The organism is Streptomyces sp. NPDC092369 (assembly GCF_044755245.1).
Lineage (GTDB): Bacteria > Actinomycetota > Actinomycetes > Streptomycetales > Streptomycetaceae > Streptomyces.
On the sequence record NZ_JBIVQP010000004.1, the window covers coordinates 914,780 to 927,881 of the forward strand.

Sequence of the window (13,102 nt, forward strand, 5' to 3'; positions counted from 1 at the left end):
ACGCACTCGATCAACCCTCAACCACACTTCTCTGGAGCACGTCATGCGACGCATCACCCTCTGGTTCACCGCCACCCTCGCCGTAGCCGCCCTTCTCTTCGCCTACCAGCTCAATCTGTCCGGTGTCGGCGGGAAGGGAGGCGAGGAGAAGAACGACGCCCCCGCGGCCACGGCCCCCGCCAGTCCGGGCTCCGACTCGTCGGCCGCGCCGGTCGACCAGGCAAAGCCGGGTGACGACACCCCAGGCGACGGCGACCACGTCGGCAAGCCGGGCGAGAACAAGTAACGGCGCCGCCTGCCGACACGAGCAAGGAACCCGGGGCCGCCCCCTGACACGAGAGGGCGGCCCCGACCACGTGCGCCGCACAGGTTGCGCACGCGATCCGCCGACATCCCCGTCCCACCGGCAAGGCGAAGGTAGGAGCCGCAGGCGTACTGCTTCTTGCCGACGCTCAGTTTCCAGGTGTGCTTGATGGACCTGGAGCCGGTCGCGTCGACAGTCACCGTCACCGTGACGTCCTTGAAGGTCTTGGTCGCGACGGACGTTCCCGCGCTGACCTTCGATGCTTTCTGCTCCCTCAAAGGATGGCTGTTGGCAGCCGTGTGTTAGCTTGCGCCCCGTTGATCGTGAAGATGGTGTGTGTGGGGGGCATGTGATGAAAACGGCGAGACTCTCGCCGGCGATCGCCGCGTCGGTCGTCGGTGCGCTGGTCCTGGGGATGACCGGCGCGACCGTCTTCGGTCCCGTCGTGGTGGACTCGTACGCGGCGTCGAGTACGGCATTGCCGATCGCGCACTTCGCGCACCTGGTCGTGGATGCCCCGCACGGACACCTGTACATCAGCGGTGGCGCCGACACCGACGGCATCCTCGTCACCGATCTCGACGGCGGAAACCCGACGACAATCAGTGGCGAGCCCGGTGCCACCGGTCTTGCCCTCTCCGCCGACGGATCCGCGCTGTACGCCGCCCTCCCTGACCAGGACGCGATCGCGGCGATCAGCACGGCGACTCTGACCGAGTCGGCGCGCTACGGCACGGGCGCCGGCACCCACCCGGACTCGCTCGCCGTCGCCGGGGGCACCCTCTGGTTCGGGTACGGCACGACGGGGACCGGTGGCATCGGCTCCGTCGACGCGGCCGGCACGGTCAACCTGGGGGAGGGCACGGGCAGTTGGACCGCGCCCCCGGCACTGGCGACGACCCCGACTCCCTCCGGCGTCCTCGCGGCCGCCGCGCAGACCGGCGACACCACCGCCGTCGCCACGTACGCGGCAGATGACGGTGTGCTGACCCGGCAGGCTGCGAAGTCGCTGCCCGTCCCCGAGTTGACCGACTTCGCCGTCACCGCGGACGGCGAGCACCTGGCGCTCTCGTCCTGGCTGCGCGCGAGCAGCGACCGCTACCGCGTCTCGGACCTGGCGGTGAACGGGCAGTTCGCCGAGCCGTTGGCCGCCCGGGCCATCGCCGTTGCGCCGGACGGCACCCTCGCCGGCTGCGGCTGCAACTACGGATTCGAGGCGTTTCCGGAAACGGCCAAGGGCTACTACAACCTGTACGAGTTCGCATCTCAGATGCGCCTGGCCGTCCACGGTCTCGCCTGGGCACCGGACGGCAGCCGGCTCTACGCCGTGACCGTGGACGCCACCGGCGGGACACCGACACTGCTGACGGCGCGCAACCCGGAAACCGCGTGGGTGAGGCTGTCGGGCAACTCAACCACCACCCCGCTCGCTCCCGGCGAGGCCTACTCGTTCCGGGCAGGCTTCGACGCACCCGTCAGTCTCGACGCCGGTGAGGCCATGATTCCGGGCATCGTGCGGATCACGCGCTACGACCAGGCCGATCCGGACGGCGTGCTCGTTCCGAACCCGACGGCCACCCCGGCCCACCCGCCGGTCGACTACTTCGGCTCCTACGACGTTTCCGGCACCGCTCCCGCCACGGGCCCCCTCAGCTTCCGCGTCGACTACTCGGGCAGCGGCCACTACGGACCCGCCACCAAGACCTTCGACGTACCCGTCGCGAAGTACGCGCCCACCATGACGCTCACCGCCCCGGACACCGGGGGACGGGCCGCGCCTGTGACCGTCACCGGACGGCTCAACTGGCCGCACGCACACGTGAGGACCGGTGCGGTACATGTCGTCAAGACCGATCCGGCACACCCCTCGGGGTACTCGCTGGGCACCGCACCCGTCGCCGCCGACGGCACTTTCGCCCTCCACGACACACCGCAGACCGGCGGCGCGAACACCTACTCCTTCACCTACGACGGCGGCGCGTCCTACCTCCCGGTGACCGGTTCGCAGACGGTTCAGGTCTCCCGGTCCACGCCGTCCCTGAACGTGACGACCGACGCGAAGTCCTACCACTCGGGTGCGACCGTCAAGGTCACCGCGCACCTGGGGACCACGTACAACTCCCGGGTCGTGACGCTGTACGCCCAGCCCGCGGGCAAACCCCGCACCGCGCTCAAGAGCGGCAAGGTGGACGCGCGGGGCAACCTCGTCGCGTCGTACAAAGTCACCCGCAACACCGTCTTCAGCGCGGCATTCGCGGGGGACTACCGCTACGCACCGCGCACGGTGACCGCCGGCGCGACCCTGACACCGACGGTCAAGACACAGATCCAGTACCCGTCGAAGACCACCCACATCGGATCCACCACCTACCAGGTCTTCTACAAGTCCGAAGTCACCATGGGCTTCAACCTCCATGTCACACCCCGTCAGGCCGGCGGCTGCGCGTCGATGTCCATCGAGCACTACTCCTCGGGGACCTGGCATCAGGCCACCTCGCAGAAGTGCGTGCCCTTGTACTCCGACGGCTGGTACGGCTACAGCCGCGCTCTGAAGCTCTTCACGAGCAACGACCGCTACCGCATCCGCGGCCTCTACACACCCCCGGCCACCGGCGCGCAGACCGGCACCGCGCAGAGCGGATGGACCTACTTCACCGTCCGTCCCGGCACCGTGAAGTAGCCGGGCGGGAGCCCATCACTCCTGGGGCTCCCGCCCTGCGATCGCAGTGATCGACGTCCTCGGAGTTCTCAGACCTGGGCGCGGGCACGCCAGGTCGGTCGATCGGTCCGTTCAGCCGTTGTACGGAGGCGTGACGTCCAGGACCCAGGTGACGCCGAACCGGTCGGTGAGCATGCCGTACAGCGGCGCCCACTGCGCGGGTGCCAATGGACTCACGATGGTCGAGCCCTCGGCGAGCCTGCCCCACAGGGCGCTGATCTCCTCGGCCCCGTCTCCGCGCACGGAGACGAAGAACGGGTTCTCGCCCTGGTTCCAGGGCAGTTGCGAGGGCACGTCGTAGGCCATGACGTGGAAGCCGTTGTCGCCGGCCACCTCGCCCCACATCACCCAGTCCGCCTCGCTCTCGTTCCGTACCGCGCCCGCGTCCTTGTAGGTGACCGCGACAGTGCGTCCGCCGAAGACGGACTGGTAGAAGTCCAGCGCTTCACGCGCGGTGCCCCGGAAGTTCAGATGAGTGGTGGTCGTGACGGACATGACCTGCTCCTTGCTGCGGTGTGCGAGATGTACGCCGCCGGCCTGCGATACCGAGCGGCGGGCGCCGTGACCCGGAGGCTTGCCTCCCGACCGGCGCGTGGGCCACGTTGGCAGAGGTAGCGGACAGGGTGTGTCCGGTACTCCGGGAAGGATGGGTGCCATGCACAAAACATCCGCCCGACTGCTCGCGCTGCTCTCGCTCCTCCAGACGCCCCGTGACTGGTCCGGCGACGATCTCGCCGAGCGTCTCGGCATCACTTCGCGCACGGTGCGCCGTGACATCGAGCGGCTGCGCGAACTCGACTACCCGATCACCACCGTCAAAGGACCGGCCGGCGGTTACCGCCTGGCGGCCGGCACTCACCTGCCGCCCATGCTGTTCGACGACGCGCAGGCCGTGGCCCTGGCCGTCGCACTGCAGACCGCGGCCGCCGGCACCACCGTCGCCGAGGACGCCTCCCGCGCGCTGGCCACCCTCGGCCAGGTCATGCCGCCCCGCCTGCGCCACCGCATCGACCTGTTGCAGATCACCGTGGTTCCACCGCCCGCGGCGGCAGACGACACCTCCCAGGTCGATCCCCACATCCTGATGGACGTGAGCCGCGCCCTCCACGCTCACGAGGAACTGCGCTTCGACTACGCCCCGGATCCGAGCACCCCGGCCGACGGCCCCCGCCGCGTGCACCCCCACCACCTGGTGACCTGGCGTCATCACTGGTACCTGGTGGCCTGGGACCTCCACCGCGAGGACTGGCGCATCTTTCGCGTCGACCGCATCCGGCCCCGCACACCCACCGGCCCCCGCTTCACCCCGCGCGACCTCCCCGGCGGCACCGTCTCCACCTTCGTCACCAGCCGCTTCCGAGGCAACGACGGCACCACCACCGACTGGCCCTGCCAAGGCGAGGTCATCCTCCACCTCCCGGCTGCGGAGGTCGCGCCCTTCGCCCAGGACGGAATCGTCGTAGAACTCGGCCCCCACCACTGCCGACTCATCCTCGGCTCCTGGTCATGGACGGGCTTGGCCGCAGCCATTGGCCGCTTCGACACCGGCATCGAGGTCATCGGCCCACCCGAACTGGCCACGGCGTTCGGGGACTTGGCCGTCCGCTATGCCGCCGCGGCACGCACCACGGAGCGAGCGACGGTGATCCCGCCGCATGATCAGGACCCCGGACGCGTTTAGCACGTGCCGGCCGGGATCAGTCCTCGTCCTCAGGCAGATGGAAGGAGACGGTCCCCGAGCGCCCGGTACTGGATGGGTCTCTCATTCAAAAGACCAGGGCTGTCACGCCCACCACCACGAACGAGAGGCCGGCCAGGAGGAGTGGTCCCAGCAGCAGGATGAGTACGGCACCGAACACCAGCCAACCCGTCGTACCCGTGCCGGCCTGGGCGGTCGCGGGGTGTGCGGGGTCGTAGGTGATCTCGGCTGGGTCGCCGCCCGCCGTGGAGGTCGTGAGCTCACGCCGCTCGCCCTGCTTGTCGACGTACGCGTAGGTGTACTGCTCGACACCCTCGTACCAGTGGGATCGCTGCAGGCGTCCCTCCACCGTGATGCCCCGGGTACGCATTCCCCAGGCTTCCCGGACCACCTTCCATCCGACGTGCACGCCGAACCCGCCACCGCCGATCGCCTCAGGAGCTGCCACCCAGAGGAGAACCGGGACCACCCCGGCGTCTGTGACAATCAGCAGGACGAGCACCAGCACATAGGCGCTCCCCAGTCCCCACCACAGCTGCCGGGCCCGGTTCGGCACCGCCCGCGCCAGTGGCTCCTCGGTCACCAGCACCGCCCCGTCCGTCCGCGGCTCGGCGGCGTCCCGTACGGGCAGCGCACGCTGGAGTGCCTGCGCGAACTCGCGCACGGCGGGGCCACTGCGGCACCTGAGGCGGTACGCCACGGGCTCACTGCCCGTCAGTACGACGGTCAGCCGTCGGCCCTTGGGGCCGTGGACGTCGATCCGCTCCACCGCCGCCACCGGTATCCGGCGCCGAACGCCGTCCGCGGTCAGTAGCACCACCCCGTCCTGCAGCCGGACAGAGCTACCGCGTCTGCCATGCAGTATCAGCGAGGACGTCCCGGTTGAGGTCATCCGGGCACATTAGCGTTGGGACGCTCCGGCCCGGCACCACGAAGTCTGCACGGATCAGAGGATGGACAGCCTGTGATCGAGTTCAACTCATGGCGTTCTCACGGCTCCGCGATGTCGATCGTCACCTTCGACCTCGCCACGGCGGCCCTGGACTCGACGGCTGGCACGAGTGGTTCGAGCTGCTCGACGAGTTCGCTGCCGAGCGCGAGGCGGCGCACGGCTCATAGGCCCCGGAATGCCTGCGACGCCGGGCCGTGCTGCGTCCCGCTAAAGGTGATCCCCTGCCAGTGAAGGGTCTCGTCCTGGGGCTACCAGCGCTTTCGCACCCGCCGCGCGACCATCCGTCGGGCCCGCGGAGACCTCGATGCGCGCTTATTTCGTTGAGCGCGCGCCCGGCGATCGTGTTGGCTGGCGGCACCGCACTGTCGGTACCGCAGGCGTCCGCTTGGCTGTAGCAGGGAGTTGAACGTGGAGGATATGGGTGTCGATCCCGCTGCCCACAATCGGGCAGCCTGGGACAGGTATGTCCAAGAGGGCAACGAGTGGTCGAGGCCGGTGAGTTCTGAGGATGTCGAGCGTGCCCGCACGGGCGACTGGTCGATCGTTCTCATCGGGCGTGAGCCGGTCGACCGCTCCTGGTTGCCGGCGGAGCTGAGCGGCAAGGACGTGTTGTGCCTGGCCTCCGGCGGCGGCCAGCAGGGTCCGATCCTCGCCGCTGCGGGGGCGCGGGTCACGGTGTTCGACAACTCACCGCGCCAACTGGGCCAGGACCAGATGGTGGCGGCACGCGACGGGCTCGAACTGCGCACCGTCCTGGGCGACATGCGCGACCTGAGCACCTTCGGCGACGCCGCCTTCGACGTCGTATTCCATCCGGTCTCCAACCTGTTCGTACCTGACTTGGCGCCGGTGTGGCGTGAGTGCTTCCGCGTCCTGCGACCGGGCGGAACTCTGCTGGCGGGCTTCATCAACCCTGATGCGTACTTGTTCGACCACGAGGCGCTCGACGAGCGCGGCGAGCTGATCGTCGTGCACAAGCTGCCCTACAGCGATGTCACGCAGTACTCCGCCGAGGAACGCGCCACGAAGTTCGGCGCGGATGCGGCCCTTGAATACAGTCACACCCTCACCGAGCAGATCGGCGGGCAACTCGCCGCGGGGTTCGTCCTCACCGGCTTCGCGGAGGCGCCGCACCAATCCAACGCATCCGCTCACTACATGTCGAACTATTTCGCGACGCTGGCGGTCAAGCCGGGCTGACCCAGCCGTGCGGCCGGCCGAGACGACCGCGGCGTCATGCGGGCGGCCGCGGGTCCGCGATCGTGTTGAGGCCGTTCAGGAGCATGTCGAGGCCGGCGATGAACTGGTCACGATCGGCATGGTCGCGCAGGTGCCGGGTGGTGCGTGTCAGGAAGGGGTAGACGGCCGGGTCGAGTTCTTCCCAGCGTTGGGCGGTCCGGGCGAGGAAGTCGTCGCGGCTGACGGTCGCGTCGTGGGTGATGCGCGGGGCGATGATCTGGGCGCTGACGCCGGTGATGTAGTAGGAGATCGCGGTGGACACCGCGAAGTGCCGTTCGGCCGGCAGCCCGGTGCGTGCGACCAGAGTGCCGATGCGGTCGAGCAGGCGCAGCGAGTTCGCCAGTATGGGCGGTGCGGAGACGTGGGACGCCGCCCACGGGTGCCGGTCAAGGGCGTCGAAGACGGCGACGGCGAGCGTGCGCAGCCCGGAGCCGGCCTCTTCCTCAAGGCTCGGTTGCTCGGCGAAGGCGTGGCCGAGCACGTGATCGGCGGCCAGGGCGACCAGCTCGTCCTTGTTCGACACGTGCCAGTACAGCGCGCCGGGCCCGGTGTTCAGCTCTTTGGCCAGCAGCCTGAAGGTGAGCCCCCGCTCGCCCAGCTCGTCCAGCAGTGAGACGGCCGCGCCGACGATCAGCTCTTGTGAGAGGGCGCCGGCACGCCCCCCGGTGGGTGCTCTTCCTCGCGTCCGCTGCATGACCCCATTTTGACACACCCTGGACCGGCGTTCCATATTGGTAATGGAACGCCGGTCCATATTGATGTCGGGTATGTGCCCGACGCTGCGCCGTGCGGAAACGAGGAAGCCCATGAACACCAGCCACCATCCGATCGCCATCGTCGGCGCCGGCCTCGGCGGGCTGACTCTCGCCCGGGTCCTGCACGTCCACGGCATCCCGGCGACGGTCTACGAGGCCGATCCCTCGGAGAAGTCCCGCACCCAGGGCGGCCAGCTCGACATCCACAAGGCCGACGGGCAGCGCGCGCTCGCCGACGCCGACCTCACCGACGAGTTCCGCGCGATCATCCACGAAGGCGCCGAGGCGTCGCGCGTGCTCGACCAGGACGGCAAGCTGCTGTTCGACGCTCCCGACGACGGCACGGGGCGGCGTCCCGAAGTGCTTCGCGGAGACCTGCGCCGGATCCTGCTCGACTCCCTGCCCGATCAGGCGGTCCGGTGGGGACACAAGGCCACCGGTGTCCGGCCCCTCGGCGACGGCCGGCACGAGCTGACCTTCACCGACGGCACGACCGTGACTACCGGTCTCCTCGTCGGCGCCGACGGCGCCTGGTCGAAGGTCCGCCCGCTGCTCTCCGACGCCGAACCCCGGTACACCGGCACGACATTCATCGACATCTACCTGTACGACGCCGACGAGCAGCATCCCGCGGCGGCCGAGACGGTCGGTCTCGGCGCGATGTACGCACTGGCTCCGGGCAAGGGGATCATCGCGCACCGCGAGGCGGGGAACATCCTGCACACGTACGTCGAGCTGAACCGCTCCGCCGAGTGGATCGCCGCCATCGACTTCACCGACGCCGCCGCCGCGACCGCCAGGATCGCGGCGGAGTTCGACGGCTGGGCCCCGGCGCTCACCGCGCTGATCACCGACGGCGAGAACGCTCCGGTCGCCCGCCCGATTCACACGCTCCCGGACGGACACCGATGGGAGCGCGTGCCCGGAGTGACGCTGCTCGGCGATGCCGCACACCTGATGCCGCCGTCCGGTGACGGCGCAAACCTGGCGATGTTCGACGGCGCCGAACTCGGCAAGGCGATCGCCGCTCACCCCAACGACGTCGAGGCGGCTCTCACCGCCTACGAAGAGGCGCTGTTCCCCCGAACCGAACCCTTCTACGCCGAGGCGCACGACATGTTGAACCTGATGATCGGCGACAACGCACCGTCCGGCTTCCTCGACCTCTTCACCGCCGCCGACCAGGCCGAGTGACATCAAAACCCGGCAGCCGACCCACAGCAGACGAAGAAGAGGCCAGTGTGAGCACATACGAGACCGACGACGGCATGGGCTGGGCACCGACGTGGACCCAGGCCATGACCGACTTCCGCGGTGAGGATGACGAGCCGCCCTTCGACGATGTCACCGTCCGCATGAGCGTGCCCGCAAGCATCGGCGGCAGCCGCGTCCGGGTGGAGCTGTCCAATCTCTTCGGGGACGGCGCCGTTCGCATCGCACGAAGCGCCATCGGAGTCTGCGGACGGTTCGTCGAGATCTCCGTCGACGGGCAGTCATCGATCGAGATCCCGGCCGGCACATCACGGTGGACCGACCCGGTCGACCTGACCGTCAGCCACGGCGACGAGATCGTCGTCGATCTGTATCTGCCCGAGTTCACCCCTTACACGTCAGCGAACGGATTCACGTTCGACCGGTCCCTGCCGGGCGACTTCGTAGGATCACGCGCCTTCCCGCTCGAAGGATCGACGCCGGTGGAGGCCGACGAATCACGCGAATTCCCTGCCACCAACACCGGCACCGAACCCGAGCCAGACGGGAACGGCTGGTCCCTGCCTCCGGGAGGTCCTTTCCTGCGCACCGTCGAGGTGGCCGGAGCCGAGGCGAACGCGGTGGTCGTATGCCTCGGGGCATCCAGCACGGCAATGGGGTGGCCGCAGTACACCGCGGCCCTGCTTCCCGCTGATGCCAGGATCGCCGTCGTCAACCGAGGAATCGCAGGAAACCGAATCCGACTGGACGCACCATCGGCGACTCCGTCCTGGGGCCGGGCCGGGCTGTCCCGGTTCGATGAGGACGTGCTCGGAACCCACGGCGTGACGCACGTGGTGATCGCCTACAACAGCAACGACTGGAGCCTTCCCGGCAGAGTGGCGCCGCTGGACGAGATGCCGACCCCCGCCCAGCTGATCGATGGTTACCGAGAGCTCATCGATCGGGCCCGGACGGCAGGGCTCACCGTGCTTCTCACCACCGTCACACCGCTTGCCCCGGATCTCGCGGGCGACCCCGGCCGAGAAGACTTCCGCCTTGCGGTCAACGAGTGGATCCGCACGTCCGGGCACCAATTCGTTGACTTCGACGCAGCGATCCGCTCCGAAGCCGACCCTTCCCTCCTCGAAGACAAGTACGCCGCCCCGGACCACACTCATCCCAATGTCAACGGGTCGAAGCGCCTTGCGCGGGTGATGGCTGAAGCTCTTGCCCGGTTGCGGCTCTAACCTGCAGATCCTTGAGGACGAGGCGAGCAGGATCATCGACTGATGAACGAGTCGAGGGTTTCGTCTCGTCAGCAGGCTTGGCCGTGGTGCGCTGGAGCGGTGGCTGAGCGCAAGCCGCACAGGACCGACCTGACCGACCCGTGATCAAACCGCTGATCACGGCGCGGAAGGCACGGCATCCGTCGATCTCCGGCCATCAGAAGCGTTACGGGATGCAGGAGATCGCCGACGCGCTGCGGGACCAGAACCGGACTGGCTTCGCGGCTCGGTTCGAGTACTGCGGGTCAGGGCTGGTCCCCCGCGAGAGCGATGGCGCGTGTCTCGGGCACTCCGAGCATCAGCAGGCTCGTGATCGTCGCTGCTCGGGCGCCGCCGGTTCCGTTCGACAGGTCGCTGTCCGCGATGGCGAACACGACGCCGTAGGCGACCTGGCTCAGAGTGCCCGCCGGCAGGTGCTGTGCGAACACCTCGGTGTCCTGGCCCCGCTTCACGAGGTCGGCGAGGAGCTCATCGACTGGCCCGAGCAGGCCGTGGATCGCCTCGCCGTACTCGCCACGGCGCAGCGCCAGCAGCACTCGGTACCGGTGCGCCACCGGCCAGAGGCGGGCGATGAATTCGACCCACGCCGCGTCCGCTTCGGCGCCGGAGGCGTTGACTTCGGTGAGCACGGCTGTCATCTCGGCGACGGCCCGTTCCGTGAGTGTCCGAACCAGGTCGCGGCGCGAGGGGAAGTGGTCGTAGACCGTGCGACGGACGACGCCGGCGGTGGAGGCGATCTCGCCCATTCCGGCGTCGGGGTTCTCTCCGAGCAGATCGAGGGCGACGTCGAGGATGCGTTCGCGTGTCTCGTTCATCGAGCGCACGCGGGAGGACTCGGTGGGCACGGCGCCAGTATTGCACACCGGTGTACAGTGAGATTGACTGTACAGCAGTGTGCAGCGAGAGTTGCGCTGCCCTTCGGCGCTCAGGAGAAGAGGAGAAGCCAATGACCGCACCGACGCCACCTATCTCGACCCTCGTCCGGCCGTTCACGGTCTCGATCCCGGAATCGGCGATCGACGACGTCAAGCAGCGACTGGCCAGAACCCGGTGGCCGGATCCGGAAACGGTGGGCGACTGGTCGCAAGGGGTTCGCGTGGAGAACGCCAGGTCTCTTGTGGAGTACTGGGAGCGCGGTTACGACTGGCGGCGCTTCGAGTCCGAGCTCAATCGATACCCCCAGTTTCTGACCGAGATCGACGGGCTGGACATCCACTTCATCCACGTCAGGTCCAAGAACCCCCAGGCGATGCCGCTGCTCCTCACGCATGGATGGCCGGGCTCGATCGTCGAGTTCCTGAAGCTGATCGGCCCGCTGACCGACCCGGTCTCGTTCGGAGGAGACGCCGCCGATTCATTCGACGTCGTCGTCCCGTCGCTCCCCGGGTTCGGGTTCTCCCAGAAGCCCACGGAGACCGGGTGGACCGTCTCGCGCATCGCAAGCGCGTGGGTGGAGCTGATGAAGCGTCTCGGCTACACGAAATGGGCCGCACAAGGCGGCGACTGGGGTGCCGTCGTCACCACCGCCCTCGGGGCCATGCGACCTGAGGGGCTTCTCGGAATTCATCTGAACACCCAGTACGCCTTTCCCGCACAGATCCCCGACACCTTGTCGCCCGAACAGCGCGACGCCGTGGAGACCCTCGCCCTCTACACCGGCGAACTCGGTGGGTCGAACCACCTTCAGGGCACGAAGCCGGAGACCGTTGGCTTCGCCCTGGCGGACTCGCCCGCCGGTCAGGCAGCCTGGATCTACGAGAAGTTCCAGTCCAAGACCGACAACCACGGGCTTGCCGAGGACGCTCTCGGCATCGACGAGATGCTCGACGCGATATCCCTCTACTGGTTCACCAACAGCGCAGCGTCGTCCGCCCGCATTTACTGGGAGAACAGATCGCTCACGTTCGCCGGCCCGAAGGTGACGCTTCCGGTCGCGGTGACCGTCTTCCCGAGGGACATTCCACGCCTGCCACGTAGCTGGATCGAAGACGCCTACAGCGATCTGATCCACTACGGCGAGGCCGACAAGGGTGGGCACTTCGCGGCCCTGGAACAGCCCGAGATCCTGGTCAGCGAAATCCGCACCGGCCTGCGCACCCTTCGTTCATGACGTCAACGCGGAGCTCAGCGGGCACTAAGAGGTCCTGACAAGGGCGTTGGACGGGGCGGATGCCGCGTGCCCGGAGCAGGCGGCGGTACTTGTCGTGGTCGTAGCCGCGGTCTGCGAGGAGCGCGTCGGGTCGGCGTCTGGGCCGGCCGGCGACGCCGGCCACGGCCGGAACCTTGTCCAGCAGGAGCAGCAACTGCGTGACGTCGTTACGGTTTCCGCCGGTCAGCTATACCGCGAGCGGGATGCCCTGGCCGTCGGTGAGGACGTGGTGCTTGGTGCCCGGTCGTGCGCGGTCGACCGGGCTGGGCCCGCTTTTGGGCCGTGCCGAGCGGCCCGCACGTGGGAGGAGTCGATCACCGCCCGCGACCAGTCCAGCTTCTTCGCCACCCGCAGCTTCTTCAGCAGCACCAGGTGCAGTGCCTCCCACACGCCGGCCTCGTTCCACGCAGCCAGGCGCCGCCAGCAGGTCATGCGCGAGCCGAAGCCCAGCTCTTGGGGCAGGTACTCCCACTGAATGCCGGTGTGCGGCACGAACAGGATCCCGCACAAGGCCTGCCGGTCCGGCACCCGGGCAGCCGGGACACCGGGGCGTGCAGCAGGTCGTCCACGGCGTGATCCAGCGAGGGCACATCGCCCGTCAGGGCCAGCAGATCAAGCCCGGGACCTCGCATCGGAACCAGGGACTCAGGGGCGCGTGTCGGCTCCCATACGGCCCGCGACCGCCGACCGCCACGTACGGAAGTGTGGTCGCTCCCGCTTCTCTCTCAGGAGCTCCAGGCTGTAGTAGACCTCCGCTGCCACGCCGATCGTCGCGGCCACGGCCCGCTCGCCGACTGCACATGCG

At 68.6% G+C, this 13,102-nt stretch carries 11 protein-coding genes and 1 pseudogene; 7 read left to right on the top strand and 5 right to left on the bottom strand.

The genetic code is table 11. The features are described 5' to 3' along the window. Window positions 1-43 precede the first annotated feature (43 nt). Window positions 44-286, top strand: coding sequence for a hypothetical protein (locus ACIQI8_RS28120; RefSeq protein ID WP_402355865.1), 243 nt, complete (start codon window positions 44-46; stop codon window positions 284-286). A 370-nt stretch (window positions 287-656) separates the two neighbouring features. Further along, window positions 657-2,984, top strand: a complete 2,328-nt coding sequence (locus ACIQI8_RS28125; protein ID WP_402355868.1) for a YncE family protein — start codon at window positions 657-659, stop codon at window positions 2,982-2,984. 111 nt (window positions 2,985-3,095) lie between these two features. Here ACIQI8_RS28125 and ACIQI8_RS28130 read toward each other — a convergent pair whose 3' ends face one another. Beyond that, the gene (locus tag ACIQI8_RS28130; RefSeq protein ID WP_402355871.1) at window positions 3,096-3,518 is read right to left on the bottom strand and encodes a VOC family protein; all 423 of its coding nucleotides are present in this window, start codon (window positions 3,516-3,518) and stop codon (window positions 3,096-3,098) included. Between the two features lie 160 nt (window positions 3,519-3,678). Here ACIQI8_RS28130 and ACIQI8_RS28135 point away from each other — a divergent pair, with 160 nt between their 5' ends. Then, on the top strand, window positions 3,679-4,704 hold the full coding sequence (locus ACIQI8_RS28135; protein WP_402355873.1) for a helix-turn-helix transcriptional regulator: 1,026 nt from the start codon (window positions 3,679-3,681) through the stop codon (window positions 4,702-4,704). Between the two features lie 85 nt (window positions 4,705-4,789). Here ACIQI8_RS28135 and ACIQI8_RS28140 read toward each other — a convergent pair whose 3' ends face one another. Next, window positions 4,790-5,539: a hypothetical protein gene (locus ACIQI8_RS28140; protein WP_402355876.1), complete on the bottom strand. Its 750-nt coding sequence runs from the start codon at window positions 5,537-5,539 to the stop codon at window positions 4,790-4,792. A gap of 543 nt (window positions 5,540-6,082) precedes the next feature. On the opposite strand from ACIQI8_RS28140, the gene ACIQI8_RS28145 reads away from it, so the two are divergent. Further along, window positions 6,083-6,874 carry a class I SAM-dependent methyltransferase gene (locus ACIQI8_RS28145; protein WP_402356054.1) on the top strand — a complete coding sequence of 264 codons (792 nt, stop codon included), beginning with the start codon at window positions 6,083-6,085 and terminating at the stop codon, window positions 6,872-6,874. Window positions 6,875-6,908: 34 nt separating this feature from the next. On the opposite strand, the gene ACIQI8_RS28150 is transcribed toward ACIQI8_RS28145, so the two are convergent. Then, on the bottom strand, window positions 6,909-7,607 hold the full coding sequence (locus ACIQI8_RS28150) for a TetR/AcrR family transcriptional regulator C-terminal domain-containing protein (RefSeq protein WP_402355879.1): 699 nt from the start codon (window positions 7,605-7,607) through the stop codon (window positions 6,909-6,911). A gap of 112 nt (window positions 7,608-7,719) precedes the next feature. On the opposite strand from ACIQI8_RS28150, the gene ACIQI8_RS28155 reads away from it, so the two are divergent. After that, a complete protein-coding gene (locus ACIQI8_RS28155) occupies window positions 7,720-8,862 on the top strand; it encodes an FAD-dependent oxidoreductase (protein WP_402355882.1) in 1,143 nt (380 codons plus the stop codon). A gap of 47 nt (window positions 8,863-8,909) precedes the next feature. After that, window positions 8,910-10,109 carry a GDSL-type esterase/lipase family protein gene (locus tag ACIQI8_RS28160; protein ID WP_402355885.1) on the top strand — a complete coding sequence of 400 codons (1,200 nt, stop codon included), beginning with the start codon at window positions 8,910-8,912 and terminating at the stop codon, window positions 10,107-10,109. A gap of 284 nt (window positions 10,110-10,393) precedes the next feature. Here ACIQI8_RS28160 and ACIQI8_RS28165 read toward each other — a convergent pair whose 3' ends face one another. Beyond that, complete coding sequence (locus tag ACIQI8_RS28165; RefSeq protein ID WP_402355888.1) at window positions 10,394-10,993, bottom strand: TetR/AcrR family transcriptional regulator; 600 nt, start codon at window positions 10,991-10,993, stop codon at window positions 10,394-10,396. Window positions 10,994-11,094: 101 nt separating this feature from the next. On the opposite strand from ACIQI8_RS28165, the gene ACIQI8_RS28170 reads away from it, so the two are divergent. Then, the gene (locus ACIQI8_RS28170; protein ID WP_402355891.1) at window positions 11,095-12,258 is read left to right on the top strand and encodes an epoxide hydrolase family protein; all 1,164 of its coding nucleotides are present in this window, start codon (window positions 11,095-11,097) and stop codon (window positions 12,256-12,258) included. A gap of 52 nt (window positions 12,259-12,310) precedes the next feature. Here the strand turns inward: ACIQI8_RS28170 and ACIQI8_RS28175 are convergent. Next, window positions 12,311-12,870: pseudogene (locus tag ACIQI8_RS28175) on the bottom strand (IS5 family transposase); the annotation flags it as partial. Window positions 12,871-13,102 lie beyond the last annotated feature (232 nt).

Coding starts and splice junctions, on each gene's coding strand:
- ACIQI8_RS28120 (WP_402355865.1), top strand. CDS start 44: ATGCGACGCATCACCCTCTGGTTCACCGCCACCCTCGCCGTAGCCGCC.
- ACIQI8_RS28125 (WP_402355868.1), top strand. CDS start 657: ATGAAAACGGCGAGACTCTCGCCGGCGATCGCCGCGTCGGTCGTCGGT.
- ACIQI8_RS28130 (WP_402355871.1), bottom strand. CDS start 3,518: ATGTCCGTCACGACCACCACTCATCTGAACTTCCGGGGCACCGCGCGT.
- ACIQI8_RS28135 (WP_402355873.1), top strand. CDS start 3,679: ATGCACAAAACATCCGCCCGACTGCTCGCGCTGCTCTCGCTCCTCCAG.
- ACIQI8_RS28150 (WP_402355879.1), bottom strand. CDS start 7,607: ATGCAGCGGACGCGAGGAAGAGCACCCACCGGGGGGCGTGCCGGCGCC.
- ACIQI8_RS28155 (WP_402355882.1), top strand. CDS start 7,720: ATGAACACCAGCCACCATCCGATCGCCATCGTCGGCGCCGGCCTCGGC.
- ACIQI8_RS28170 (WP_402355891.1), top strand. CDS start 11,095: ATGACCGCACCGACGCCACCTATCTCGACCCTCGTCCGGCCGTTCACG.